Annotated in this window: 20 protein-coding genes and 1 tRNA gene; 10 read left to right on the top strand and 11 right to left on the bottom strand. The window is 70.8% G+C overall.

Features of this window, described 5'->3' with window-relative positions; translation table 11 throughout:
- Nucleotides 1–196: 196 nt before the first annotated feature.
- Nucleotides 197–709: a polyhydroxyalkanoate synthesis repressor PhaR gene (gene phaR / locus J7357_RS02375; RefSeq protein ID WP_010342976.1), complete on the top strand. Its 513-nt coding sequence runs from the start codon at nt 197–199 to the stop codon at nt 707–709.
- Nucleotides 710–868: 159 nt separating this feature from the next.
- Here phaR and J7357_RS02370 read toward each other — a convergent pair whose 3' ends face one another.
- The 6 genes from J7357_RS02370 to J7357_RS02345 form a co-directional block, all read right to left on the bottom strand.
- The gene (locus tag J7357_RS02370) at nt 869–1849 is read right to left on the bottom strand and encodes a TraB/GumN family protein (protein WP_209244603.1); all 981 of its coding nucleotides are present in this window, start codon (nt 1847–1849) and stop codon (nt 869–871) included.
- Between the two features lie 13 nt (nt 1850–1862).
- A complete protein-coding gene (locus tag J7357_RS02365) occupies nt 1863–2792 on the bottom strand; it encodes a DUF1684 domain-containing protein (protein ID WP_209244601.1) in 930 nt (309 codons plus the stop codon).
- Nucleotides 2792–4672, bottom strand: coding sequence for a DNA mismatch repair endonuclease MutL (gene mutL / locus J7357_RS02360; protein ID WP_209244593.1), 1881 nt, complete (start codon nt 4670–4672; stop codon nt 2792–2794). The genes J7357_RS02365 and mutL overlap by 1 nt, the downstream gene beginning before the upstream one ends.
- A 134-nt stretch (nt 4673–4806) precedes the next feature.
- Nucleotides 4807–6387 carry an N-acetylmuramoyl-L-alanine amidase gene (locus J7357_RS02355; RefSeq protein WP_209244591.1) on the bottom strand — a complete coding sequence of 527 codons (1581 nt, stop codon included), beginning with the start codon at nt 6385–6387 and terminating at the stop codon, nt 4807–4809.
- A gap of 80 nt (nt 6388–6467) precedes the next feature.
- The gene (gene tsaE / locus J7357_RS02350; protein WP_209244589.1) at nt 6468–6950 is read right to left on the bottom strand and encodes a tRNA (adenosine(37)-N6)-threonylcarbamoyltransferase complex ATPase subunit type 1 TsaE; all 483 of its coding nucleotides are present in this window, start codon (nt 6948–6950) and stop codon (nt 6468–6470) included.
- Complete coding sequence (locus J7357_RS02345; protein WP_209244582.1) at nt 6947–8434, bottom strand: NAD(P)H-hydrate dehydratase; 1488 nt, start codon at nt 8432–8434, stop codon at nt 6947–6949. The genes tsaE and J7357_RS02345 overlap by 4 nt, the downstream gene beginning before the upstream one ends.
- 23 nt (nt 8435–8457) lie before the next feature.
- On the opposite strand from J7357_RS02345, the gene queG reads away from it, so the two are divergent.
- The 3 genes from queG to J7357_RS02330 are packed head-to-tail and all read left to right on the top strand — an operon-like array spanning nt 8458 to nt 11346.
- Nucleotides 8458–9564: a tRNA epoxyqueuosine(34) reductase QueG gene (gene queG / locus J7357_RS02340; protein ID WP_209244580.1), complete on the top strand. Its 1107-nt coding sequence runs from the start codon at nt 8458–8460 to the stop codon at nt 9562–9564.
- Nucleotides 9565–9590: 26 nt separating this feature from the next.
- Nucleotides 9591–10931, top strand: coding sequence for an exodeoxyribonuclease VII large subunit (gene xseA / locus J7357_RS02335; RefSeq protein WP_209244578.1), 1341 nt, complete (start codon nt 9591–9593; stop codon nt 10929–10931).
- A 28-nt stretch (nt 10932–10959) separates the two neighbouring features.
- Nucleotides 10960–11346, top strand: a complete 387-nt coding sequence (locus J7357_RS02330) for a hypothetical protein (RefSeq protein ID WP_209244576.1) — start codon at nt 10960–10962, stop codon at nt 11344–11346.
- Nucleotides 11347–11428: 82 nt separating this feature from the next.
- Here the strand turns inward: J7357_RS02330 and J7357_RS02325 are convergent, their stop codons facing one another.
- The 3 genes from J7357_RS02325 to J7357_RS02315 all read right to left on the bottom strand — a co-directional run bounded on the left by J7357_RS02325 (nt 11429) and on the right by J7357_RS02315 (nt 12741).
- The gene (locus tag J7357_RS02325; protein ID WP_019799682.1) at nt 11429–11974 is read right to left on the bottom strand and encodes a lipocalin family protein; all 546 of its coding nucleotides are present in this window, start codon (nt 11972–11974) and stop codon (nt 11429–11431) included.
- A 96-nt stretch (nt 11975–12070) separates the two neighbouring features.
- Nucleotides 12071–12283, bottom strand: coding sequence for a hypothetical protein (locus J7357_RS02320; protein ID WP_244667186.1), 213 nt, complete (start codon nt 12281–12283; stop codon nt 12071–12073).
- A gap of 382 nt (nt 12284–12665) precedes the next feature.
- Nucleotides 12666–12741: transfer RNA gene (locus J7357_RS02315), tRNA-Phe, on the bottom strand.
- Nucleotides 12742–13068: 327 nt separating this feature from the next.
- On the opposite strand from J7357_RS02315, the gene J7357_RS02310 reads away from it, so the two are divergent.
- From J7357_RS02310 to J7357_RS02290, 5 genes are all read left to right on the top strand, one after another.
- On the top strand, nt 13069–13545 hold the full coding sequence (locus tag J7357_RS02310) for an LEA type 2 family protein (RefSeq protein WP_209244574.1): 477 nt from the start codon (nt 13069–13071) through the stop codon (nt 13543–13545).
- A 279-nt stretch (nt 13546–13824) separates the two neighbouring features.
- On the top strand, nt 13825–14322 hold the full coding sequence (locus J7357_RS02305) for a MarR family transcriptional regulator (RefSeq protein WP_209244572.1): 498 nt from the start codon (nt 13825–13827) through the stop codon (nt 14320–14322).
- Complete coding sequence (locus J7357_RS02300; RefSeq protein WP_209244570.1) at nt 14319–16493, top strand: FUSC family protein; 2175 nt, start codon at nt 14319–14321, stop codon at nt 16491–16493. Before J7357_RS02305 ends, J7357_RS02300 begins: the two co-directional genes overlap by 4 nt.
- Nucleotides 16477–16683 (top strand): DUF1656 domain-containing protein, encoded by a 207-nt coding sequence (locus J7357_RS02295; protein WP_017916033.1) that lies wholly within the window; start codon nt 16477–16479, stop codon nt 16681–16683. The genes J7357_RS02300 and J7357_RS02295 overlap by 17 nt, the downstream gene beginning before the upstream one ends.
- A gap of 8 nt (nt 16684–16691) precedes the next feature.
- A complete protein-coding gene (locus J7357_RS02290) occupies nt 16692–17690 on the top strand; it encodes an HlyD family secretion protein (RefSeq protein ID WP_209244568.1) in 999 nt (332 codons plus the stop codon).
- 214 nt (nt 17691–17904) lie between these two features.
- On the opposite strand, the gene J7357_RS02285 is transcribed toward J7357_RS02290, so the two are convergent.
- Entirely contained in the window at nt 17905–20307 is a 2403-nt protein-coding gene (locus J7357_RS02285) for a S8 family serine peptidase (RefSeq protein WP_343237382.1), read from the bottom strand.
- A 691-nt stretch (nt 20308–20998) separates the two neighbouring features.
- Nucleotides 20999–22402, bottom strand: a complete 1404-nt coding sequence (locus J7357_RS02280) for a S8 family serine peptidase (RefSeq protein ID WP_209244564.1) — start codon at nt 22400–22402, stop codon at nt 20999–21001.
- A 241-nt stretch (nt 22403–22643) separates the two neighbouring features.
- On the opposite strand from J7357_RS02280, the gene J7357_RS02275 reads away from it, so the two are divergent.
- Nucleotides 22644–23471, top strand: a complete 828-nt coding sequence (locus tag J7357_RS02275) for a DUF6689 family protein (protein WP_244667185.1) — start codon at nt 22644–22646, stop codon at nt 23469–23471.
- Nucleotides 23472–23478 lie beyond the last annotated feature (7 nt).

The raw sequence follows: 23478 nt of genomic DNA, 5'->3' as shown, positions 1-23478 counted from the left end.
GCTCAGGCGGCGGCTTTCGCGCGAGGTAACGCTATCCTGCATTGGCCGCCACGGCGGCCTGTGGGCCTTTGCCGCGCTGCGAATGCTGCGCAGCATGATTTTTTTGCTGCACCCGCGTGTTCAGGTACTTTCGGCGGTTGCAAGCCCTGCTGCGCTGCGCCATGCTGCGCGCCTACCGTCACAGAGCGATCGCTTCATGGCTGAGATTCGCATCATCAAGAAGTATCCCAATCGCCGCCTCTACGACACCGAGATCTCCAGTTACATCACCATCGAAGACGTCCGCCAGTTGATCATCGACGGCGAGGAATTCGAAGTCCGCGACGCCAAGACCGGCGAAGACCTCAGCCGCGCGGTCCTGCTGCAGATCATCGCCGACCAGGAACAGGACGGCGAACCGATGCTGTCCACGCAGTTGCTCAGCCAGATCATCCGCTTCTACGGCGACTCGCTGCAGGGCTTCATGGGCAACTACCTGGAGCGCAGCATGCAGGTGTTCCTCGACCAGCAGCAGCAGTTCCGCCAGCAGATGGGCAACCTGCTGGGACAGACCCCGTGGACCATGATGAACCAGCTCACCGAGCGCAACCTGGAACTGTGGCAGGAGTTCCAGCGCAACCTCGGCGCCGGCTTCGGCCGCCCGGCCGCCGGCACCGGCAAGCCCGGCGAACCGCCGGCGGGTGCCGCGCCGAAGTCGCGTCCGCGCTGAGGATTGCGACCGGGTGGGTTCGGCGGGGCGCTGCGCGCCCTACCCTCACCCCAACCCCTCTCCCGATGGGAGAGGGGCTCCGGCTTCTCCCTTCTCCCGTCGGGAGAAGGTGCCCCGCAGGGGCGGATGAGGGTATGGGCGAAGCCTCGCAGGCGTGTGTCAGCGCGATTTTGCCGGCTTGCAACTCCCGCAGATCCGCTCGACCTTGTAGCCGCGCGCGCGCAGGCCGTCGACTACGCCGTCCGGCCCGAGCAGGTGCAGCGCGCCGACCACCACCAGGGTGTCGCCGCCGCCGTCCTTCAGGCGCTGCTCCAGGCGCGGCAGCCAGGCCTGGTTGCGTTCCACGTCGATGCGCTGGTACAGCCGCGGGTAGTCGCGCTTCATCTGCGCGCCGATCTCCTGCCATAGCTGGCGCTCGTCGCCGCGACGCCAGGCATCATGCAGGCGCAGGGTCTGCGCCGCGCCCTGCTCGGCGTCGTCCAGCGCCTCGGTCAGCATCTGCTTCTGCTCCACCGCGTCCATGCCGTCGAGCAGGTCGATCTGCGCCTGTGCGGTCTCCAGGCCCTCGGCGACCTTGCCGTCCTGCAGGGCCAAGGTCATGAAGTGGCGATCCAGGCCGGCATCGGCCTGCAGACCCTGCGCCTGCATGTCGGCGATGCTGATGCTGAGCCCGACGAACCACGGCTCGAAGCCGCTCATCTGCGCCAGCGGCAGGCCGTGGCCGGCGGAATAGCGGCGCAGCCGCTCCCAGGTGGCCGGGTCCAGGTCGTCCTGCAGGCGCTTGCCGTCGTGGCGCTGCGCCGCCTGCAGCATCTGCGCACCCAGTTGCGGTGCGTCAACGTCCTTCGGCGCCAGTTCGAACAGCAGCCGCGGCGACGCCGCATAGGCCGCATCGACCTCGCGGGCCAATGGATAGTCGTCGGCCTTGAGCATGTGGAACGAGCCCAGCAGGTACAACGTGCCGCGCGGGCCGCTGACCTTCCACAACAACGGCGTGGGCGGCGCCACGGCAGGCGCTGCGGCAGCAGGGGCGACCGGTGTCGCGGCCACCGGCGGCGGCGTGCGGGCCAGTGCCGGCAGGACAAGGCACAGCGACAGGCCCAGCAGCAGGCGGCGCAACAGGCGCGGGAACGGGGTCATCGGCATCCTTGGGTCAATGGGCAGCGGCGTAGGTCTTCTCGCCGGCATCCACCACCAGGTCGAGGCGGTTCTCCGGCGGCGGCAGCGGACAGGTGGCGAACGGGGTGAACGCGCACGGCGGGTCGTAGGCGCGGTTGAAATCCAGCACCACGCTGCCGTCGGCTGCGGGTGGGTCCACGTCGAGGAAGCGGCCGGCCGGATAGCTGCCGCGGCCGCTGGTGCGGTCGGCGAACACCACGAACAGCGGCTGGCCGGGCTCGCCAATCGCCTGCAGGCGGTAGCGCTTGCCGCCGCGCTCGAACTCCAGCGCGCCGGGATTGGGCGATGGTGTGGTGACGCCGATGATGTCGACGATGGGCAGGGTCGTGCCCGGCGGATTGGGCACGAAACGCCCGCGCACGCGCCAGGATTCGGCCAGCGGCCAGTACGGCATGCCAGCGAAACCGAGCCGGGTCGGCGCATCGGCGTGCTTGACCCGCAGCGCGTAGCGGCCACCGCGTTCGATCAGGCTGAGCTTGCCCTTGCCGTCGTCGAAGTCGATCACCGTCGGCTGCGGGTCGTGATCGCTGTACAGGCGGATGCGCCCCTGCACCGGCGCACCGGCGACGCTCAGTCCGGCGCCACGCTCGGGCGTCAGGTACACCTCGCGCTGCACCTGCGACACCAGCGCCATCCGCGCCGGCCCGACCGCCAGGCGGATGCCGCTGTCCGGGCCGCTGCCGACGTAGTGCTCCTTCAGCTCCAGCCAGTGCAGGCCGACCAGGCTGGTCCAGCCATCCGGCGCCTGCAGTTCGCGCTGGCGCTGCGCGCGCCAGGCCTGTTCGTCGGCCACGAAGCGTGCGTCCATCGCCTTCGGCGCGGCCGGCGCCGGCGCCTGCTTGCCGCATCCGCCCAAGGCGACGAGCGCCCCCAGCAGCGCCGTCATCCACACTCGCTTGTCCATCACCGCCCCCGCAGGAACCAACGATCGATCTCGCCCAGGGTGAACCGCGCCCAGGTCGGACGCCCATGATTGCATTGTCCGGAGCGCTCGGTGGCCTCCATGTCGCGCAGCAAGGCGTTCATTTCCGGCACGGTGAGGCGACGATTGGCGCGCACCGCGCCGTGGCAGGCCATGGTCGACAGCAGCGCGTCGCGCGCGCCGGCGATGCGGCCGCTGTGGCCGTGTTCGCGCAGATCGGTGAGCACGTCGCGCAGCAAGGCCTCCGGCTCGGCCTGCGCCAGCAGCGCCGGAATGCTGCGCACGTGCAGCGACTGCGGCCCGCTGCGGGTGATCTCGAACCCGAGCGCAGCCAGCGTCTCCGCCTCGCGCTCGGCAGTATCGGCATCGCGTTCGCCGACCGCCAGGGTGATCGGCACCAGCAGCGGCTGCGCATGCAGGCCGATGCCGTCGTGCGCGGTCTTCAGGCGCTCGTAGCCGATGCGTTCGTGCGCGGCGTGCATGTCGACCACGATCAGGCCATCAGCGTTCTCGGCGAGGATGTAGATGCCGTGCAACTGCGCGATGGCATAGCCGAGCGGCGGCACGCCGCTGTCGGCGGCGGTCGGCGGCAGGCCGCCGGCCGGGTCCTGGGTCTGCCGCGGCAGACTGGCGGCACTGCCCGCCTCCGCGGCAGGCGCGTACAGCGCCGCATAGGCGGCCGGCGCCTCTTCCACGCGCAGGCCCAGCGGCGATTGCGCCGGGCGCCACTGCGCGCCGTAACCGTAGCCCTGTCCGCCACCAGCACCCGTGCCGCCACCGTTCGGCGCGCCTGCGCCCGCCCAGGCCGCAGCACCCGGGGCTGGCGTCGGCAGCGCCGCGTCGGCGCCGATCGCGCCGGGCAGGCTGCCGGCACGGGTCTGCGCCAGCGCGTCCTGCAGCGTGCGATAGACGAAGTCGTGGATCAGCCGCGCGTCGCGGAAGCGCACCTCGTGCTTGGCCGGATGCACGTTGACGTCGACCCGCGCCGGTTCCAGTTCGAGGAACAGCACATAGGCCGGCTGCCGCCCATGGAACAGCACGTCGCCGTAGGCCATCTTCACCGCATGGGCGACGCTGCGGTCGCGCACCGAGCGGCCGTTGACGTAGAGGTACTGCTGGTCGGCACTGGCGCGCGAATAATGCGGCTGCGCGATCCAGCCGTGCAGGCGCAGGCCGGCACCGCTGTGGTCCACGCGCAGCGCCTGCCGTGCGAAGTCTTCGCCCAGGGTCTCGCCCAGGCGCGCATCCGAGTACAGGTCGCCCGGCTTGTAGCGCCGCGACGGCTTGCCGTTGTGCGAGACGCGCAGCTCCACGTCCGGACGCGCCAGCGCCAGCGAACGCAGCCACTCCTCGATGTGGCCCAGTTCGGTGCGCTCGGCGCGCAGGAACTTGCGCCGTGCCGGCACGTTGTAGAACAGCTCGCGGACCTCGACCAGGGTGCCCGGCGGCAGCGCGCGCGGCTGCACCTCGCCGACCTTGCCGCCTTCGACCTGCAGGGCCGCGCCGTGTTCGTCGCCAGCACGGCGCGAGGCCAGGGTGAAGCGGCTGACCGAGGCGATCGACGGCAATGCTTCGCCGCGGAACCCCAGCGTGCCCACCGATTCCAGGTCGTCCAGCGAGGCGATCTTGCTGGTCGCATGCCGCGAGATGGCCAGCGGCAATTCCTCGGGGGCGATGCCGCCGCCGTCGTCGCGGATGCGGATCAGGCGCACACCGCCTTCCTCCAGATCGATGTCGACGCGGTGCGCGCCGGCGTCCAGTGCGTTCTCCACCAGTTCCTTGACCACCGAAGCCGGCCGCTCGACCACTTCGCCGGCAGCGATCTGGTTGATCAGGATCTCGGGCAGCTGGCGGATGCTCATGCCGTCTTCGCTCCATGCACGCGCAGGCGCGCACCGGGCTTGGCGACGGGAGGGAAACGACAGCAGGCAAAGAACATCGGCACGGCTCGCGGCGCGGACGCCGTCATCGAGGATCAGCCGTTAATGATAGCGCCTCAGCGGCTGCCGCCGGCCACAGTGCTGGCCGCTTCGGCCTCGGCCTGCGCACGCGCGGCGAACAGCGTGCCCGGCGGCGGCTGCCGGGTGAAGAAGGTGCTGACGCCGTCGAGCACGGCGCCGGCGATGCGACGCTGGTACGCAGGATCGGTCAGCCGGCGCTCTTCGTCCGGGTTGGAGATGAAGGCGGTCTCGACCAGCATCGCCGGCATGTCCGACGTGCGCAGCACCGCGAAGTTGGCGCGCTCGATCTCGGGCTTGTGGTTGTTGCCGATCCGCTTCAACCCGCCCAGCACATGCCCGGCCGCGTCTTCGGAGGCCTTCATGTGCCCGCTCTGGGCCAGGTCAAGCAAGACATTGGCCAGGGTGCTGTCGGTCTTCTGCAGGCGCACGCCGCCGATCAAGTCGGCGGCGTTTTCCTTGTCCGCGAGCCAGCGCGCGCGCTGCGAGGACGCGCCCTTGGTCGACAGCACGTAGACCGAGGAGCCGGTGGCGCTGCGGTTCTCGGCCGCGTCGGCGTGGATCGAGATGAAGATGTCGGCCTTCGCCGCACGCGCCTTCTGCGCACGCATCGGCAGGGGAATGAACACGTCCGTGGTGCGGGTCATGTACGCCTTCATGCCCGGCGTGGCGTTGATCTGACGGGCAAGCTCGCGACCGATCGCCAGGGTGACGTCCTTCTCGTGCTTGCCGCTCGGGCCGCTGGCGCCCGGATCCTGGCCGCCGTGGCCGGGATCGATGGCCACGATCAGCGGGCGCATGCCCGGCGCCATCTTCACTCGCGCCGCGGCGCTCGGCATCACCGGGCGCGCTTCGGCGGCCGCGGCCACCGCCGCATCGTCGTCCGTGTCGTCACGCTCGGAGGGCGCGTTCGCTGGCGGCACCACGGCCGTGGGTGCAGGCGTCGGCGCGCCGCCAGGCGCAGGATGGCTGGGCGCCGCCGCAGCAACACTCGGCGCAGATGCAACGGCGCTCGGCGCGGGCGTGGGCGCGGCGGGCGGCGGCACCGGGGCCGGCGCCGGCTGGCTGGCACGCTGCACCACCGACGAGGTCAGCGCCGCGGTCGCACGTGCGGCTTCGGCGCGCGCATCCACTGCCGGCCTGGGCGTTGCGACGGGCGCAGCCTGCGGCGCTGGGGTCGCGGGTGCCGGCACATCGGCCGCCACCGCCTTGCCTGCTGGCGCTTCACCCGGCCATTCGATCACCAGCACCGAACTGCCACCGATGGTCTGCATCTGCGGCTTGAACGCCACCACCTGGCTGCTCAGGTCGAAGACGATGCGCAAGGTGCCCGGTACCGGATGCCCGGTGCGCACCGCGCTCACCACGCCGCCGCCGGCCGGCAGCTTCAGGCCCTTGGCAGTGGAGGAATCGGGAAGATCGACGACCAGGCGGTTGGGGTTGGCCAACGACAGGGTGCTGAAGCCACCACTGCCCTGCAGACGGATCTCGGCGCGGGTGCCGGTAGCGCCGTTGTCGAGCGAGACCGACTGGACCTGTCCGGCAAACGCCGTCTGCGCCGCCAGGCACCAGCCTGCGGCAGCGGCGAAACTGGCGAAAAAACGGATCCCCGGGCGCATAACGCGATTCAAACATCGCCGGGAGTCAAAGGCAAGCGGTTTTCCCTTAATAATCCATAACCTGCCTTCACTTTCTAGCGTCAGCCGGCAAAAAGTCCCTGCAAGTCGGCCTGTCCACCCACCCGGGCCAGCCAGGCGGTGCCCGCCTCGGTGCGCGCCTGCAGGGCGACGCTGCGCCCGTCGCCATGCACTGCCAGGCGTACGTCCAGATCGGCCGGGGCCAGCACGTCGCCGCCGCGTTCGGGCCATTCCACCAGCCACAGCGTGGCCCCGCCCTCGTCCAACCCCAGGAAATCCAGCTCGCCGGCCGCGCCGATGCGGTACAGATCCAGATGCCAGGCTTCGCCATCGGCCAGCGGGTAGCGCTCCACCAAGGTATAGGTGGGGCTGCGGATCGCGCCCTGCACGCCGAGCGCGCGCAGCAGCGCCCGCGCCAGGGTCGATTTGCCGGCGCCCAGATCCCCGTGCAGATGCACCGAGGCCTGCGTCGGGCGGGTCGCGGCCAGCGCGCGACCGAGACGTTCGGTGGCGTCGCTGTCGGGCAGGAACAAGGTGAGGCTCATGATTCGGATTCCGGATTGGACAGGCGCCGCAACGCCGGCAACAGATCGGTCGGCAGCAGCCCGCGCTGGCCCCCGGCAGCCGCGCGATCGCCGGCGCCGGCATGCAGCAGTGCGCCGACGCTGGCCGCCTCGAACGCCGACAGGCCCTGCGCGCGCAGCGCCGCGACCACACCGGTCAACAGATCGCCCATGCCGCCGACCGCCATGCCCGGATTGCCGGCGGCGATCACCCGCGGCGCCTGCCCAGGCGCGGCGACCAGGCTGCCGGCACCCTTCAGCACCACCGCCGCCTGATAGCGCTCGGCCAAGGCCGCGGCGGCCGCAAAACGATCCCGCTGCACCTCGGCCGTTGAGATGCCGAGCAGGCGCCCGGCCTCGCCCGGATGCGGGGTCAGTACCGCCTGCGGGACGGGCCGCGGCGCCTGCGCAAGCAGGTTCAATGCATCGGCGTCCAGGATCAGCGCGCGGTCCGAATCGGCCAGGACCGCCTGCCACAGCGCCTGCGCCCAATCGTCCTGGCCAAGCCCGGGGCCGAGCGCGACCACGCTGGCCTTGTGCAGCAACGGCGCCACTGTCCCTGCATCGTCGATCGCATGTGCCATCGCCTCCGGACAGCGCGCCAGCAGCGGCGCCACGTGCGCGCCACGGGTGGCGACGCTGACCAGGCCGGCGCCGCTGCGCAGGGCCGATTCGGCGCTGAGCATCACCGCCCCACCACTGCCGAGGTTGCCGCCGACGCACAGCACATGGCCGGAATCGCCCTTGTGGCTGTCCTGCCGGCGCGGTGCCAGACGGCTGCGCAAGGCGCCGACGGTCCAGGCCTGTGCGCAAGGCGCGCAACCGGCGAACGCGGCCGGCGGCACCTCCAGCGTCGCCAGTGCGCGCTCGCCGACATGGTTCAAGGCCGCACCGGTATGCAGGCCGGCATGGGCGACGATGAACTGCAACGTCAGCGACGCCGGCAACACCGCACCGGGCACGCTGCCGGTTTCGGCGTCCACGCCGCTGGGCACATCCAGCGCCAGTACCGGCGCGCCAAGTCCGCCCAGCGCGCCGAGCAGCGCCGTCAGTTCGGCGTCCGGCGCACGATTGAGGCCGATGCCGAGCAAGGCATCGACCACCACGTCGGCCGGCGCCAGTGCCGCGTCGAACTCCTCGATGCGGCCGCCGACGCCGATGTAGTCGGTGCAGGCGCGCTGCGCCAGCGGCGACTGCGGACCGCGCCCGGGCAACTGCAGCACGCGTACCTGGCGTCCGGCGCGATGCGCCAGCCGCGCCAGCACGTAGCCATCGCCACCGTTGTTGCCGCTGCCGCAGGCCACCAGGATGCGCTGCGCCTGCGGCCAGCGCTGCAGCAGCGTCTGCCACGCGGCCTGGCCGGCGCGTTGCATCAGCGTGTAGCCGTCGCCGCCCAGCAGCGCGGTGGCCTGCGCATCGATGCGGCGCGCGTCCGCGGTGGCATAGAGATCGAAGCAGTCGTACATGCCCGGGATTCTATACTTGCGCGATGTCCGCCCGTCTCGACATCGCCGATCCCCACGCCGCGGCCGCACGCATCCGCGCGCTGGCGCGCACGTTCGGCTTCCAGCGCTGCGGCATCGCCGGCATCGAACTGCAGCAGGACGAGGCGCATCTGCGCGACTGGCTGCAACAGGGCCTGTACGGCACGATGCACTGGATGGCCCAGCACGGCGACAAGCGCTCGCGCCCGGCGGAGCTGATCCCCGGCACGCTGCGGGTGATCTCGGTGGGCCTGGACTACGGCCGCAACGACGACGATTCGGCCTGGGACACGCTGCACGACGGCGAGCGCGCCTACGTCGCACGCTATGCGCTGGGACGCGATTACCACAAGCTGATGCGCAACCGCCTGCAGAAGCTGGCCGAGCGCATCCAGGACGAGATCGGCCCGTTCGGCCACCGCGTGTTCGTCGATTCGGCGCCGGTGCTCGAACGCGCCCTGGCGCGCGACGCCGGCCTGGGCTGGATCGGCAAGCACACCTGCCTGATCGACCGCAACGGCGGTTCCTGGTTCTTCCTCGGCGAGATCTACGTCGACCTGCCGCTGCCGATCGACCCGCCGGCCAGCGCCCACTGCGGTACCTGCACGCGCTGCATCGACGTCTGCCCGACCCAGGCGATCGTCGCGCCGTACCGGCTCGATGCGCGCCGCTGCATCGCCTACCTCACCATCGAGCACGACGGCGCGATTCCCGAGGAATTGCGCCCGGCGATCGGCAACCGCGTCTTCGGCTGCGACGACTGCCAGCTGATCTGCCCCTGGAACAAGTTCGCCAAGCGCAGCGACGAGCCGGACTTCCGCGCCCGCAACGACCTGGACAAGGCGACGCTGGCGCAGTTGTTCGCCTGGGAGGAAGACGAGTTCCTGCGCCGCACCGAAGGCAGCGCGATCCGCCGCAGCGGCCACGAACGCTGGCTGCGCAATATCGCCGTAGCGCTGGGCAACGCGCCGACCACACCGCAGGTGCTGGCCGCGCTCGGTACGCGCGCGCAGCATCCCTCGCCGCTGGTGCGCGAGCACGTGCAGTGGGCACTGGCCCGGCACGCAGCCACGCCGACGCAGCCGGACGCAACTGCCGACGTGCGAGGATAGGCGCCCGTACGCCCTGCACTGCCCGCATGTCCGATCGCGCCGACCAGATCCTCAGCCCCAGCCAGCTCAACACGCTGGCCCGCGACCTGCTGGAGAGCGCCTTCCCGCTGGCCTGGGTGGAAGGCGAACTGGGCAATGTCACCCGGCCCTCGTCCGGCCACCTGTACTTCACCCTGAAGGACGCGCGCGCGCAGGTGCGCTGCGCGATGTTCAAGCCCAAGAGCCAATGGCTGCGGTTCGTGCCGCGCGAAGGCCTGCGGGTGCTGGCGCGCGGGCGCCTGACCCTGTACGAAGCGCGCGGCGACTACCAACTGGTGCTGGACCATCTGGAGGAAGCCGGTGAAGGCGCGCTGCGCCGCGCGTTCGAGGAGCTCAAGGCCCGGCTCGCCGCCGAGGGCCTGTTCGACAGCGAGCGCAAGCGCGCCCTGCCCGGCTTCGTGCGGCGCCTGGCGGTCATCACCTCGCCCAGCGGCGCGGCCGTGCGCGACGTGCTGAGCGTGCTCGGGCGGCGCATGCCGCTGCTGCAGGTGGACATCCTGCCGAGCCTGGTCCAGGGCGACAGCGCCGCGGCGCAGATCGCCACGTTGCTGCGCCAGGCCGACGCCAGCGGCCGCTACGACGCGATCCTGCTGACCCGCGGCGGCGGCTCGCTGGAGGACCTGTGGGCGTTCAACGACGAACACCTGGCGCGCACGATCGCTGCCGCGATCACTCCGGTGGTGTCGGCGGTCGGCCACGAGACCGACGTGACCCTGGCCGATTTCGCCGCCGACCTGCGCGCGCCCACCCCGTCGGTCGCCGCCGAATTGCTGGTGCCCGACCAGCGCGATCTCGGCGCGCGCCTGCGTGCCCAGCACGCCGCGCTGCTGCGCTGGCAGCAGCACCGGCTGCGGCAAGCGCAGCAACGCGCCGACCGCGCCTTGCTGCGCCTGCAGGCGCAGAGTCCATACATGCGCCTGCAACTGCTGCAGCGCCGCCAGCACGAGATCGGACGGCGCCTCGCTGCGGTGTGGCGGCAGCAACAGGAACGCCGCCATGCGCAGTTGCGCCATGCCGCGGCGGTGCTGCGCGCCGCACAGCCGCAACGGCGGCTGGCGATGCTGCGGGTGCGGCTGCTGGCGCTGGGGCGGCGTCCGCAGGCGGCGATGACGCGGCAACTGCAGGCCGATGCGCAGCGCCTGCGCGCGCTGGCGCGCGCCCTGGAGACGGTCAGCCCGCTGGCCACCGTCGCGCGCGGCTACAGCATCCTGACCCGCGCCGACGACGGTAGCGTGGTGCGCTCGGCCGCCCAGGTGGCGCCCGGCGATCGGCTGCGCGCGCGCCTGGCGGACGGCGAACTGCAACTGCGTGCCGAGCGCGAAGAATGATGCCGCTGCCCGCCTCGTCCCCGCGCGCATGACCGACAGCCTCCACGAAGACCGGATCAAGGCGATCCTGCACGGCATGCGCCGCGCCGAACGGCGTCGGGCCGAGCAACGCGCCGGCAACAGCGACCTGTTGTCGCTGATCGACGGCGCCGCCTATGGCGCGCCGGAGGATGCGCAGCGGGCGCTCGCCTGGCTGGCCCTCGAAGGCACCCTGGAGCATCTGAACCACGCCGACCTGCACAATGTCGGCGATACCATCTGCGTAGCCTGGAACGGCTGCGGCAGCGATCTGGCGACGCTGTCGCAGTGGTTGCGGGAGATACGCCTGGCCGACGGCCGCGGCGCCCTGCAGGCGCTGCGCGACGGCGACAGCGCGACACTGCTGGCCACCGCATTGGCGGCGTTTCTCGGCTGAGGCCGATCGACCCAGGCGTCCGTCGCCCCTGCCCCAGAACGTACTGGCCCCAGTTGCGCGATGCGCCACCGATCAGCGCCGCTCACTCCAACGGCGCGACCACCAGCAGCGGGTCGAGGTCGTAGCCCATCGCCACCGCCTTGGCCTTTATCGCCTCGAACACGCTGCGCTGCATGCGCGGCGAGCGCGACAGCACCCACAGGTACTTGCGTCCCGGCTCGCCGATCAGCGCCCACTGATAATCCGGATCGAGCGCGATCACCCAGTAGTCGGCCCACACCATCGGCAGCCAGGACAGCCAGTCCGGCGCGAAGCGCACCTGCAGCCGCCCGGGATGGCCCTCCACCCGACGTGCCACGCCCTCGGCTGCGAGGGTGGAGCCGTCGGCGGTGCGGCACGCGTTGCGCACGCCGACCTGGCCGTCGTCGCGCAGTACATAGGCCGCGGTGACGTCGCCGACGCATTTCTTCTGGAAGGAGACCGGCAGGTGCGCGATCTCGTGCCACTGCCCGGCATAGCGGCCGAGATCGAACGCGGCGACCGAACTGACCGGCTGCGCGGCACGCAGCGGCGGTGCGAGGCACAACAGGCACGCCAGCAACAGCAGCGCGATCGGCGAAAGACGCATGCGCAGGTTCCGATGGACGGGAAACAGCAGCTTATGCAGGAGCTGCGCAGCGAAGTAAAGCGCGGCGCGGAACGCCGGCGGCGAAGGCGTGAACGGTCAGTGGCTCAGATCGGCCATGCCGCGCTGGTCAGGCTGGCCGGCACATTGCACCGGCTCGCGCAGCACCACGCGCTCGACCACGCCGTCGTGCCGCTGCACATAGGTGTTGACCATGACGCACTCGGAGCCGACCTGCTCGATGTAAGGCGCATCGGCGCCGGGACCGCCCTGCTCGCCCGCATGCTCCCCCTGCTCGGCGGGGGCCGCCATGGCCGCGCCAGCCAGGACCCACAGCAGCGCCACGCCGCTCCATCTCCGTCCGAATCCGCTGGTCATTGGCAGGTCCCCCCCCCGATCGCCCGTGCCTATGATTACGACAGGCAGCGTCATTGATTGAGCGGAAGATCCCGAAAAACCGTGAGCTGGGTATGTTTGTCTACAAGCGTGGACACGCCTTCTTCACGCGGAATCGGTCCTTTACGCCCTCGGGCAGGCATCACGAATGCGGAAATCTGCATAGCGCGGAGGTCGGTACCTGCCCCAGACGAGGCGCTGCAGACACCATGCGCCGGCCCGCCACGCGGCATGCTCCAGAACCGGCGCAAGCCCGAAAAAAGAAAGGCCCTACATCGCTGTAGAGCCTTGATATGAATGGTGGCCGAGGACGGAATCGAACCGCCGACACGGGGATTTTCAATCCCCTGCTCTACCAACTGAGCTACTCGGCCACTGCGCAACGCGGCAGGACCGGTGCGAGGACGCGCATCATAGCGAGGCGATCGGAATTGGGCAAGCGCAATGTTGCAGAATTTTCCTACCCATCGTCGCGGCCCCCACCGACGGCGCCCGAATCCTGCACCGGCGATGCTGGGCGCGTCCTCGGCATCCGGCTGGCGCACGGCAGGGACGCACGGTGATGGCCGCCGGCCGGATCGCCGAGGACCGCTCAGGGGGCAGGTGCCCTGCGGCACTCCGGGCCTGCCATCGCTGCGCCACCATCGCATACCGGGGCGTGGTGTAGTCTTCGCCGGTCTTCCCCTCCATGGATTGCGCTCATGCGTCACCCGCTCCGCCTCGGCTTGCTTGTGTTGTGCACCGCGTTGCTCGGCGCCTGCAGCGACGGCATGGTGCGGCGGGTGTCCGACCCAGCCGCCAGCGTGCAGCAACTGACGGTCAACATGGACGGCAGTTGGAAGGTGGACCTGCGCCTGCAGAACTACAGCAGCATCCCGATGCGCTACGACAGCCTGCGCCTGGACCTGGGGGTGGGCGGCGAAGCGGCCGGCACCCTGCAGGCGGCTCCCGGCATCTCGATCGGCCCGGAGACGGCGGATGTGGTGAGCGTCGCGCTTCGCCCCAGTTCCAGCGCGCGCATGGCCATCGCCGATTCCCTGGCCGGCCGCCGCAGCCTGGAGTACACCCTCAAGGGCAGCATCGCCGCCACGCCCGAGGACAAGAAGCAGCGCAGCTTCGACATCGACGCCCGCAACATGCTCTCGCCGGCGCCCGGCCTGGACGGCGTGCTGCGTTGACCACACGGTGGCGCTGAAGCGCCACCCGGCCCCACCTGTCTCGAACGCGCCGCCCCCGGCTTCGGGGGGCACAGCGCGCCTGCGCGTCGACCTGGGCTTCACCTTATCCAGGCGCGTCCTCGACCTTTTCTTTGGCACGCTGGCGCACGGCCACGTCGGTGCCCGCCCGTGCGTGCGCGTTTCCCATCCCTGTCTTGCACCGCCCTCGTTCAGCCGGGATTACCGCAAAATTAATACATAAATGTATTATCTACATATGTATAAGATCCCGAGCCGGCCATGAGTCGCTTTGCCGCCACCGAGCAGCGCCTGGACGTGACTGCCCGCAAGCATCCGCCCTTCCCGCGTGAAGCAGCGCTGCTGCTGCGGCTGATCAAGCTGCTGCACAAGCTGAGCCTGGACCAGAGCAACGAGGTGTTGCGGCCCTACGGCCTGAGCTATGCCGAATACAACGTGCTGATGATGATCGACGCCAGCCCGGACGGGACCTTGAACCCGTCCCAGCTCGGCGACGCGGCCGGCGAGAAGTCGGCCAACATCACCCGCCTCACCACGCAACTGGTCGACAAGGGCCTGATCCAGCGCACGCCCAGTGCCGAGGACCGGCGCATGCTGCTGCTGCGCCTGACCGACGCCGGCGAGCGCCTGATCGACGCGTTGATCCCGGCCCTGTGCGCCCAGCTCGACGCCTATGTGCAGCACCTGGATCCGGCGGCGATGGCGCAGTTGCAGACGCTGCTGAAGGCCTTGTTGCGCGGCGTCGAGGACGCGGCATGAGCATGCCGCGGCCCAACGCGACCGCCGCTGCCGACGCCGCACCCGGCCTGCGCACGCTGCTGGCCGACGCCCTGCGCGGCGAAGGCGAGGCCTGGCTGTTCGTGCTGCGCACCCTGCTGTCGATCTATCTGGCCGGCTGGATCGCGCTGCGCCTGGACCTGGCCTCGCCGATGACCGCGATGATCACGGTGGTGGTGGTGATGCACCGGCAGACCGGCATGGTCTTCGCCAAGGGCTTCTACCGGATACTGGGCACGCTGATCGGCAGCGTCGCCGCGCTGACGATGGTGGCGCTGTTCCCGCAGGAGCCGGTGCTGTTCGTGCTGGTGCTGTCGCTGTGGATCGGCGCCTGCACCGGCGGCGCGCTGCTGTACCGCAACTTCAAGGCCTACGCCTTCGTGCTGTCCGGCTACACCGTGGCGCTGATCGCGCTGCCGGCGGTGAACCAGCCGCAGAACGTGTTCAACCTGGTGGTGGCGCGGGTGACCGAGGTGGTGCTGGGCCTGCTGGTGACCGGCATCGTCAGCGACGTGGTGTTCCCCAGCCGGCTGCGCCAGACCCTGCGCGACACCGTGCGCCGCGCCTCCGACGGCTTTCTGGACTTCGTCCGCGACGCCACCGGCGGCCAGTTGCCGCGCGAGGCGATGGAGCAGGCGCACCTGCGCTTCGTACGCGACGCGGTGACCATCGAGGACCTGCGCAGCTCGGTGGTGTTCGAGGATCCGGAGGCGCGGGCCCGCAGCGGCCGCCTACGCCTGCTCAACCAGCGCTTCATGGCGGTGTCGACCAGCTTCCAGGCGTTGCACCACTACATCAACCGGCTGCTGCGCAGCGGCGATGGCAACGTGGCCGAGGCCCTGATCGGCCTGTACCGGCCGCTCAAGGCCGCGCTCAGCGATCGCGGCGGACGCGAGGGCGCCGCCGCGACCGCGCGCAAGCTGGCCGCGTGCCGCGATGCGCTGGCGACGCGGGCGGCCGCGGCGCGTGCACCGATGCCCGCGGCGCAGCACGAAGGTTTCGACACCGGCGTGTCGCTGCTGCAACGGTTCTTCGCCGACCTGCACGACTACGTGGCCACCGAGGCGACCCTGGTCGCGCCGCAGCAGTGGCGCACGCCGCAGGACGGCAGTGGCGACACCGCGGTGTTCGTGCGCGGCAACGACTACGCCGCGGCGGCGCTGACCGCGCTGCGCAGCGCGCTGCTGGTGGCGACGATGTGCTGGCTGTGGATCCAGGCCGGCTGGATCAGCGGCGCCACGGCGGTGTTCCAGGCGGTGGCGCTGAGCGCGATCCTGTCGTCCAGCGCCAATGCACCGGCCGCCGCGCGCTCGCTGCTCAATGGCTTCGTGTTCGGCATCGCGCTGGGCGTGGTCTGCCAGTTGCTGGTGCTGCCGCAGATGGACGGCTACGGCCTGTTCGTCGCCGGCACCTTGCCGTTCCTGCTGGTGACCCTGTACCTGGCCTCGAAACCGGCGCTGTACGGCTTCGCCACCGGCGCCAACCTGGCCTTCGTCTCGATCCTGGCGGTCCAGCCCACGCCTACCTTCAACGCCGCAGCCACCTTCAACAGCGTGGTGCCGCTGCTGCTGGGAACGCTGGCGGTGAGCGCGACGTTCGTGTTCGTGCCGCCGGTGATCGGCACCCGCTGGCAGCGCCGGCGCCTGCTGGAGCGGCTGCGGCGGCAGACCACGCTGGCCGCGCGTGCGCCGCTGCCGGGGCTGGCGCTGCGCCTGGAGAGCGTCAACCGCGACCTGTTCCAGCAGATCGTGGCGCACACCCCGCCGGGCAGCGACGAACTGCGCGACCTGCTCGGCTGGGCGCTGTCGGTGCACGAGACCGGGCGCACCCTGGTCGAGCTGCGCCGCGACGCCGCCGAAGGCACGCTGTCGCCGGCACTGGCCACCGCGGTGGACGCCGCCGTGCAGGCGCTGGCCGACCTGTACCTCGACCCCGGCCCGCAGCGGCACCGCCAGGCCCTGCAGCGGGTGGAGGCCGCGCTGGTCGCCAGCCAGGTGGAGGGCGCGGTGCCGCTGCGCTGGAAGCCCACCCGCGAGCACCTGTTGCTGCTGCGCGGCTCGCTGCTCGACGCCGATTCCGTTCTCGCCGCGCTGGCCGATACGCCTGCGCCGACCACCACCACGCCAGGAGCCGACGATGCTGCTGCCCGCTGAACTCTCGATCGCCGGGGTGTACGTGCCCGGCCTGCTGGTGCTGGGCCTGGCCCTGCTGCTGGTGGCCTGGGCGCTGGACGCGGTCGCCGGCCGCGCCGGCCTGTACCGCTATGCCTGGCACCCCTCCCTGTTCCGTCTGGCCATCTACGTCGGCGCGTTCGCCGCGCTCGGCCTGCTCCTTTTGCCCTGAGTCCCGCCATGAAGACCCCTGCCCTGATCCGATTCGCCCTGACCGCCATCGTGGTGCTGGTCGCCGCCCTGCTGGCGCATGCGCTGTGGCGCCATTACATGCTCTCGCCCTGGACCCGCGACGGCCGCGTGCGCGCGGAAGTCGTGCGCATCGCACCCGACGTCTCCGGCCTGGTCGATGGCGTGGCGGTACGCGACAACCAGCACGTCAAGCGCGGCGACCTGTTGTTCAGTGTGGACCGCAAGCGCTATGAGCTGGCCCTGGAAAAGGCCCGCGCCAACCTCGCGGTGGCGCAGGCGCAGGCGCGTGCGGCCGGCGCCAGCCTGTCGGCGGCGGCGGCCACCCAGGCGGCCAGCGAAGCCGAGTTCCAGATGCGCCGCGCCCAGGCCGAACGGCGCGCGCGCGCCGCTGCGGTGATCTCCGCCGAGGCGCGTTCGGATGCCGAAGCCACCGCGCGTTCGGCCCAGGCCGACGTGCACCGCAGCGCGGCGCTGCGCGGCCAGGCCACCGCGGCGCAGGCGCAGGCCGTGGCATCGGTGGAACAGGCGCAGGCCGCGCTCGACCTGGCCGAACTGGATCTGCAGCGCACCCAGGTCCGCGCCACCGCCGACGGCTACATCACCAACCTGGAGGTGCGCGTGGGCGACTACGCGCAGGCCGGTGGTGCGCGCCTGGCGCTGGTGCGCGACGATGCGATGTGGGTGTACGGCTATTTCGAGGAAACCAAGCTGCCGCGGGTGCACGTCGGCGATCGTGCCGACATCCGCCTGATGAGCGGCGGGCTGATGCTGCACGGCCAGGTCGAGGGCATCGCCCGCGGCATCGGAGACAGCGACAATCCGACCGGCACCTCGCTGCTGGCCGACGTCAGCCCCACCTTCAACTGGATCCGCCTGGCGCAGCGCGTGCCGGTGCGCATCCGCATCGACCCGGCCAGCGTGCCGCAGGGCACCCTGCTCGCTGCGGGCATGACCGCGACCGTCAGCGTGCATCCGCGGCAGGAGTGATGCGGTGTCCGCAGGAGCGGCTTCAGCTGCGACGGGCTTGCTCGGCAACGCCCATCGCGGCTGAAGCCGCTCCTACCGCCGCAACGATGGATCCCGCGAAGCGGTGGCGACGACGCGGTACCAGGATGCAGACACCGAGGATCCGCAGCAACGGCATCAAGGCACGGCGCAGGCGTCGCACCTGCGCGCCTGCCGTCGTTGCAGCGACCGGCCCTCAGTCCTTGGCCTGCCGATTGACGCCGAGGAAGCGCCCGGCGATCACCGCATAGCCGCTGCGCGACACCGTGCTGCCCGGATCGAAGTAGGCATGCAGGGTCGGCTGCAGGTCCTGCGGCCCCTGGGTCACCGCGAAGCGCGCGTTGAGGATGCCGGCATCCAGCGCCAGCTGCACGTAGCCGCGCAGGTTGCTCGGGATCGCCGCCACGTCCTCGATCGGCAGGCGCTGGTTGTTGTAGCTCACCGACAGCGTGCCGTCGAAGGCCAGCGCCTGCGTCTGCAGGCCCAGCGCCTGCACCAGCGAATACGCCAGTTGCAGCTTGCTGACCGCGTCGTTGGGGCGGAACTCGCCCGCGACCAGCCCCAGCACCGCCGCCTGGTTCTGCTGCAGGTCGCGCAGCGCCCCGCCCTTGCCCACCGCCGCCTCGGCGAACGGATAGGCCGGGTCGTTGCGGCCGAGCCCGCTGAAGCTGGGCGCGGCCGGCAGCGCCTGGCGCACGCCGGCGCCCATCACCAGATAGCGCGCCAACTCCGCGCGCTTGAGCGGATTCTGCGGACGGAACAGGCCGTCGGCGTAGCCGTCCATCAAGCGGTTGGCGACCGCGTACTCCACCGCGCCGCGATCGCGGTCGCCGCTGGCCACGTCGTTGAGGCCGGTGTAGCCGCCGCTGAGCAGGAAATCCAGGGTGCCGCGCACCGTGCCCGGCGCCGCCAGGCCATTGCTGCCCTTCGGAGCAACCGGGACACCACTGATCGAGCCGATGCCGCGCACGCTGATGGTCCAGGTGCCCGGCTTGCCCGGCGCGCCGACGCTGACGGTACTGCCCAGCAACGGCAGCGCCACCGGCGAGCCGTAACTGACGCCGTCCGGATCGGTCAGCACCAATGCCTGGGTGTTGGCATCGATGGTGGCCTTGGCGCTGACCCAGGCGACGTCCTTGCCGACGGTGAACGCCTGGGTCTGCGGCGTGCCCACCGGCGAGAACGCCACCTCGAACGGCTGGCTGCCGCCGGGCAGCACCAGCGCGTTGCTGTAGAACGGATGCAGGGAATTGACCGTCTTGCCGAAGCCGCTGCGCTGCTTGCTCGCTTCCAGCAGCGCGGCATAGGCATTCACGTAACCGGCGCCGGCCTCCCAGTAGGTGCGCCCGGGGATGTTGGTGGCGGTGCGTTCGAGCAGATCCTTGACCTGGTCCGGGGTCAGGTCCGGGTTGGCCTCCAGCAGCAGCGCGACGATGCCGGCCACGTGCGGGGTGGCCATCGAGGTGCCGCTCATGGTGGTGTAGAACGGCAGTTGCGCCGGCGCGATCAGCTTGCTGTCCTTGTCCGCGGCCAGCGGCGGCAACGCGCCGGTGGAATCGCGGGTGGACACGATATCCACGCCGGGCGCGGTGATCGTCGGCTCGTTGAGATAGGTCCAGGTCTTGCCGTCGGCCATGGTGAAGCTGCCGCTCTCGCCGCGCTTGCCGCGCGAGGAGAAGTCGGCCAGCGTGCCGTCCTTTTCGCCCGCGGCCACCGAGATCACCCACGGCGCCTGCGCGTACGGATTATGCGTGTCCTCGTTGGGGCCGTCGTTGCCGGCGGCGAACACGCTGACGATGCCGCGCTTGTACAACTCGTAGGTGGCGACGTTGACCGGATTCTGCGGATCGAACTTGCCCGACGAGCCCCAGGAATTGCTGGTGACGCGGATCGGATCCTTGAAGCTGAACTGGTGCGTGGCGGCGTAGTCCAGGCCGCCGACCGCGTCCAGGATCAGTAGCACCGCGCCGGATCCGTAGCCGACCAGGCTGGCGCCGGTCGCCACGCCGCGGTAATCGCCGTTGGACTGCGCACCGGTGCCGCCGACGGTGCCGGCGCAATGGGTGCCATGGCCGGAGCCGAGGTCGGTGTTGGGCACGCCCTCCGCATAGGTGATCGGCAGCATCGCATCCACATTGGCCAGGTTGGTGGTGCCCAGCACGTTCTGCACGACGCGGGTGCCATAGGCGAGATCGCGATGGGTGGCATCGATGCCGGAGTCGTTGATCATCACCCCGACGCCGCGGCCGCTGTACGGTAGCGCGCGGCCGAAATCGCCGGGATTGCCCTGCGCGCGGTCCACACCGGTCAGTTCGCGCGCTTCCTTGTTGAAATAGCGCAGCGGCGCGTTGTAGTAGATCGAGGCGACGTCGTCGCGCTGCGCCAGCGCGCGGATCTCGGCCGGCGTGGCCAGCGCGCCGGCGATCGGCAGCGTGCGCATGGTGATCCCGCGGGTGATGCCTAGCGCATGCAGCGCGGTGAGCTGCGAGGCCGACACCGGCCCGGTCTGATCGTAGGTGATCACGATCTGCAGTTCGTCTGCCGCAGGCGCCGCGGCGAGCTTGGCCTCCAGCAACTGGTCGAGATGCGCGGCGGCCACGGCGTCACCGCCGGCAAACGTGCCCCCGGCAAGGACGGCGCAGATACCGATGGCAAGAACGGGACGGCGAATGGACATTGCGGACGCTCCGGATCGTCGAAGCCCGTAACGGGCGGTCGCCGCAGCGTGCCGGGCGCGCCGATGCGCGGCCAATCCGGTATCGCACCCAGGCCGGCCGGGTGGAAACACTCAGCCGCGGCGCATGCAACCACCACGGGTTGGAGGGTGCGCTCCCCTGTCGCCGCGCGCGGCGGTCGGCACCGGGGGCATGCCGCTCGATCCAGCGAACACCGCGGCTGGAACGGCAACAAACTGCATTGCAGGCAGAAGGCGCCGACATGCGGCAAAGACAGGGTGCGGCAGCGGCGTGCCGGGTCCGGCGCATCCGGCGCGCGGTGCGGCCGAACGGGATGCGGGACGTGCGGGGCCCGTTCCGATTCCCGGACGCCATTCCGGGGAGCGGTGGAACCCCGCACGTCCAGCACGGGGGATCGCGGTGGCTGCCGACCACGCCGCCGAACGGCGACGGCGTGATCGAAGGCAACCGCGAAAACGTCAACGACATCAGTCGATCGGACGGCGCTTCATTTCGTCGAAGAACGGCGGCGTCCGGACTGCATCGCAAGCACCGACACGGCGGTCGACTGCGCTTGCGGCGGAGCGGGCGGACGCTGGCGTCCGCCCGCTCCGGTCACTTCTTGCTGGCCTCGCGCAGCGCCGAGTAGGCGTTGAGGTAGCCGGCGCCGACTTCCCAGGAGGCGCGCCCCGCCATCGGCGTGGCCGTGCGCTCGATCAGGTCCTTGACCTGGTCCGGGGTCAGGTTCGGATTGGCCTCCAGCACCAGCGCCACCACGCCGGCCACATGCGGCGTGGCCATCGAGGTGCCGCTCATGGTGGTGTAGAACGGCAGCTGCGCCGGCGCGATCAGCTTCTCGTCCGTCTGCGCCGCCAGCGGCGGCAACAGGCCGGTGGAGGCGCGGGTGGAGATGATGTCCACGCCCGGCGCGGTGATGCTGGGCTCGTTGATGTGGGTCCAGCTCTTGCCGTCGGCGGTGGTGAAGGTATCGCGCTCGCCGGCCTTGCCGCGCGAGGAGAAGTCGGCCAGCGTGCCGTCGACGTTGCCGGCGGCGACCGAGATCACCCACGGCGCCTGTGCGTACGGGTTGTGGGTGTCTTCCTTGGGACCGTCGTTGCCGGCGGCGAACACGCTGACGATGCCGCGCTTGTACAGCTCGTAGGTGGCCACGTTGACCGGGTCGGCCGGGTCGAACTTGCCGGACGTGCCCCAGGAGTTGCTGACGACGCGGATCGGATCCTTGAAGCTGTTCTGGTGCGAGGCCGCGTAGTCCAGGCCGCCCACCGCGTCCAGCACCAGCAGCACGCCGCTGGAGCCGTAGCCGACCAGGCTGGCGCCGGTCGCCACGCCGCGGTACTTGCCGCCGGACTGCGCGCCGCTGCCGCCGACCGTGCCGGCGCAGTGGGTGCCATGGCCGGAGCCCGCGTCGGTGTTCGGCACGCCTTCCACGTAGGTGACCGGCAGCATCGAATTCAGATTGTGCAGGTTGGTGTTGGCCAGCACGTTCTGCACCACGCGGTCGCCGTAGGCCAGGTCACGATGGGTGGCGTCGATGCCCGAGTCGTTGATCAGCACGCCGACACCGCGGCCGGTGTACGGCACGGTGCGGCCGAAGTCGCCCGGATTGCTCTGCGCGCGGTCGACCCCGGTCGCCTCGCGCGCGTCCTGGTTGAAGTAGCGCAGCGGCGCGTTGTAGTAGATCGAGGCGACGTCGTCGCGCTCGGCCAGCGCCAGGATCTCTTCGGGCGTGGCCAGCGCGCCGGCGATCGGCAGGGTCTGCATGCTGACGCCGCGGGTGATGCCCAGCGCCTTCAGCGCGGTCAGCTGCGCCGCCGAGACCGGCTTGGATTGCTTGTAGGTGATGACGATCTGCAGTTCGTCGGTCAGCGGCGCATTGGCCAGCTTGGACTCCAGCAGGCTGTCCAGATGCGCGGCGGCTTCGGCCTTGCCGCCGGCCAGGATACCGCTGGCGAGGACGGCGCAAATGCCAATGGCGAGAGCGGGACGACGGATGGGCATCTGGAATCTCCGGTGAGTGGGCCCGGGACGGGCGGGTGACTGCAGCCTGACGCGGCGGCCCGGCGGCGCCTATCCGGGATCGCCCCTAGCGGTCGTGAGTGGAAACACCCAGGGCCGCGTGCATCGCCCGTACGGAGCGGTATGATCCAGGCGTAGGCCGCTGCCTCGCCGCGTCGCCGGGCGGAACGCGGGTGCGGTGCGCGGTGCCGGCACATGCAACAGGGGGTTTCAGATGCACACGATGTTCGCAAGGGTTTGCCTGCTGTTCTGCGCCGTGGCGGCGTCCGGCGGGCTCGCCGCGCAACCGCTGCCGGTACAGGTGGAAGTGAGCGGCAATGTGGCGACGGCGGCGATCGGCGCCGGTCCGCACCCGCTGGCCGAGGTGACGCTGGAATTCGACAGCGCCAGCGACCTCAACCCGGGCAGCCTGGGCCTGAGCGCAGAACTGCTGACCCCGGCCCAGGTCGCTGCCTTGCTGCCGCGACTGCCCAGCACGCAAGCCGGCCAGGTGCCAGCGCAGTTGCCGCTGCTGATCACGGTGACGCCGCCGCCGAACGGTGGCCTGTCGTTCCGGCGGGTCGTGCATGTGGAACTGCACACGCATGCGCTGGCCTACACCGCCGACAGCACCCTGCGCCTGATCAAGGCGCCGTTGGGGGGCGATTTCCGCGACATCACCGACGAGATCGCGCCCGGCAGCGTGCGCGCCCGCGGCACCACCGGCGGCTTCTCGCAATTCATCGTGATCCACGACCTGCGCCCGACCGCCACGGTGGTGGCCGCCAAGCTGAACCGCCTGCAGGCGCTGGTGGCGCAATTGCCCGCCAATGAGGCGGCCCCGCTGGCGAGCATGCTGAACAGCGTGCAGAGCACCCTGGCCAACGCCGACTACACCGCCGCCACGGTGGCGCTGGACGGGTTCCGCGAGCAGGTGTCGGCGCGCGCCGGCCAGGGCATCGCGCAGACCTGGAACGCCGGCATGAGCGAGGGCAACCCCGCCGGCGAACTGCTGGCCGGCGCGGCGACGCTGCGCTTCTCCATCGACTACCAACGCCTCTACGCGCCTTGAGCGCTGC

It is taken from the genome of Xanthomonas sp. D-109 (assembly GCF_017746095.1).
Lineage (GTDB): Bacteria > Pseudomonadota > Gammaproteobacteria > Xanthomonadales > Xanthomonadaceae > Xanthomonas_A > Xanthomonas_A sacchari.
The sequence above is the reverse complement of the archived record's forward strand: the minus strand, read 5'-3'. Positions and strand labels throughout refer to the sequence as shown.

Bases quoted from the DNA above. Each gene is read 5' to 3' on its own strand.
- phaR (WP_010342976.1), top strand. From the start codon at position 197: ATGGCTGAGATTCGCATCATCAAGAAGTATCCCAATCGCCGCCTCTAC.
- J7357_RS02370 (WP_209244603.1), bottom strand. From the start codon at position 1,849: ATGACCCCGTTCCCGCGCCTGTTGCGCCGCCTGCTGCTGGGCCTGTCG.
- J7357_RS02365 (WP_209244601.1), bottom strand. From the start codon at position 2,792: ATGGACAAGCGAGTGTGGATGACGGCGCTGCTGGGGGCGCTCGTCGCC.
- mutL (WP_209244593.1), bottom strand. From the start codon at position 4,672: ATGAGCATCCGCCAGCTGCCCGAGATCCTGATCAACCAGATCGCTGCC.
- J7357_RS02355 (WP_209244591.1), bottom strand. From the start codon at position 6,387: ATGCGCCCGGGGATCCGTTTTTTCGCCAGTTTCGCCGCTGCCGCAGGC.
- tsaE (WP_209244589.1), bottom strand. From the start codon at position 6,950: ATGAGCCTCACCTTGTTCCTGCCCGACAGCGACGCCACCGAACGTCTC.
- J7357_RS02345 (WP_209244582.1), bottom strand. From the start codon at position 8,434: ATGTACGACTGCTTCGATCTCTATGCCACCGCGGACGCGCGCCGCATC.
- queG (WP_209244580.1), top strand. From the start codon at position 8,458: ATGTCCGCCCGTCTCGACATCGCCGATCCCCACGCCGCGGCCGCACGC.
- xseA (WP_209244578.1), top strand. From the start codon at position 9,591: ATGTCCGATCGCGCCGACCAGATCCTCAGCCCCAGCCAGCTCAACACG.
- J7357_RS02330 (WP_209244576.1), top strand. From the start codon at position 10,960: ATGACCGACAGCCTCCACGAAGACCGGATCAAGGCGATCCTGCACGGC.
- J7357_RS02325 (WP_019799682.1), bottom strand. From the start codon at position 11,974: ATGCGTCTTTCGCCGATCGCGCTGCTGTTGCTGGCGTGCCTGTTGTGC.
- J7357_RS02320 (WP_244667186.1), bottom strand. From the start codon at position 12,283: ATGGCGGCCCCCGCCGAGCAGGGGGAGCATGCGGGCGAGCAGGGCGGT.
- J7357_RS02310 (WP_209244574.1), top strand. From the start codon at position 13,069: ATGCGTCACCCGCTCCGCCTCGGCTTGCTTGTGTTGTGCACCGCGTTG.
- J7357_RS02305 (WP_209244572.1), top strand. From the start codon at position 13,825: ATGAGTCGCTTTGCCGCCACCGAGCAGCGCCTGGACGTGACTGCCCGC.
- J7357_RS02300 (WP_209244570.1), top strand. From the start codon at position 14,319: ATGAGCATGCCGCGGCCCAACGCGACCGCCGCTGCCGACGCCGCACCC.
- J7357_RS02295 (WP_017916033.1), top strand. From the start codon at position 16,477: ATGCTGCTGCCCGCTGAACTCTCGATCGCCGGGGTGTACGTGCCCGGC.
- J7357_RS02290 (WP_209244568.1), top strand. From the start codon at position 16,692: ATGAAGACCCCTGCCCTGATCCGATTCGCCCTGACCGCCATCGTGGTG.
- J7357_RS02280 (WP_209244564.1), bottom strand. From the start codon at position 22,402: ATGCCCATCCGTCGTCCCGCTCTCGCCATTGGCATTTGCGCCGTCCTC.
- J7357_RS02275 (WP_244667185.1), top strand. From the start codon at position 22,644: ATGTTCGCAAGGGTTTGCCTGCTGTTCTGCGCCGTGGCGGCGTCCGGC.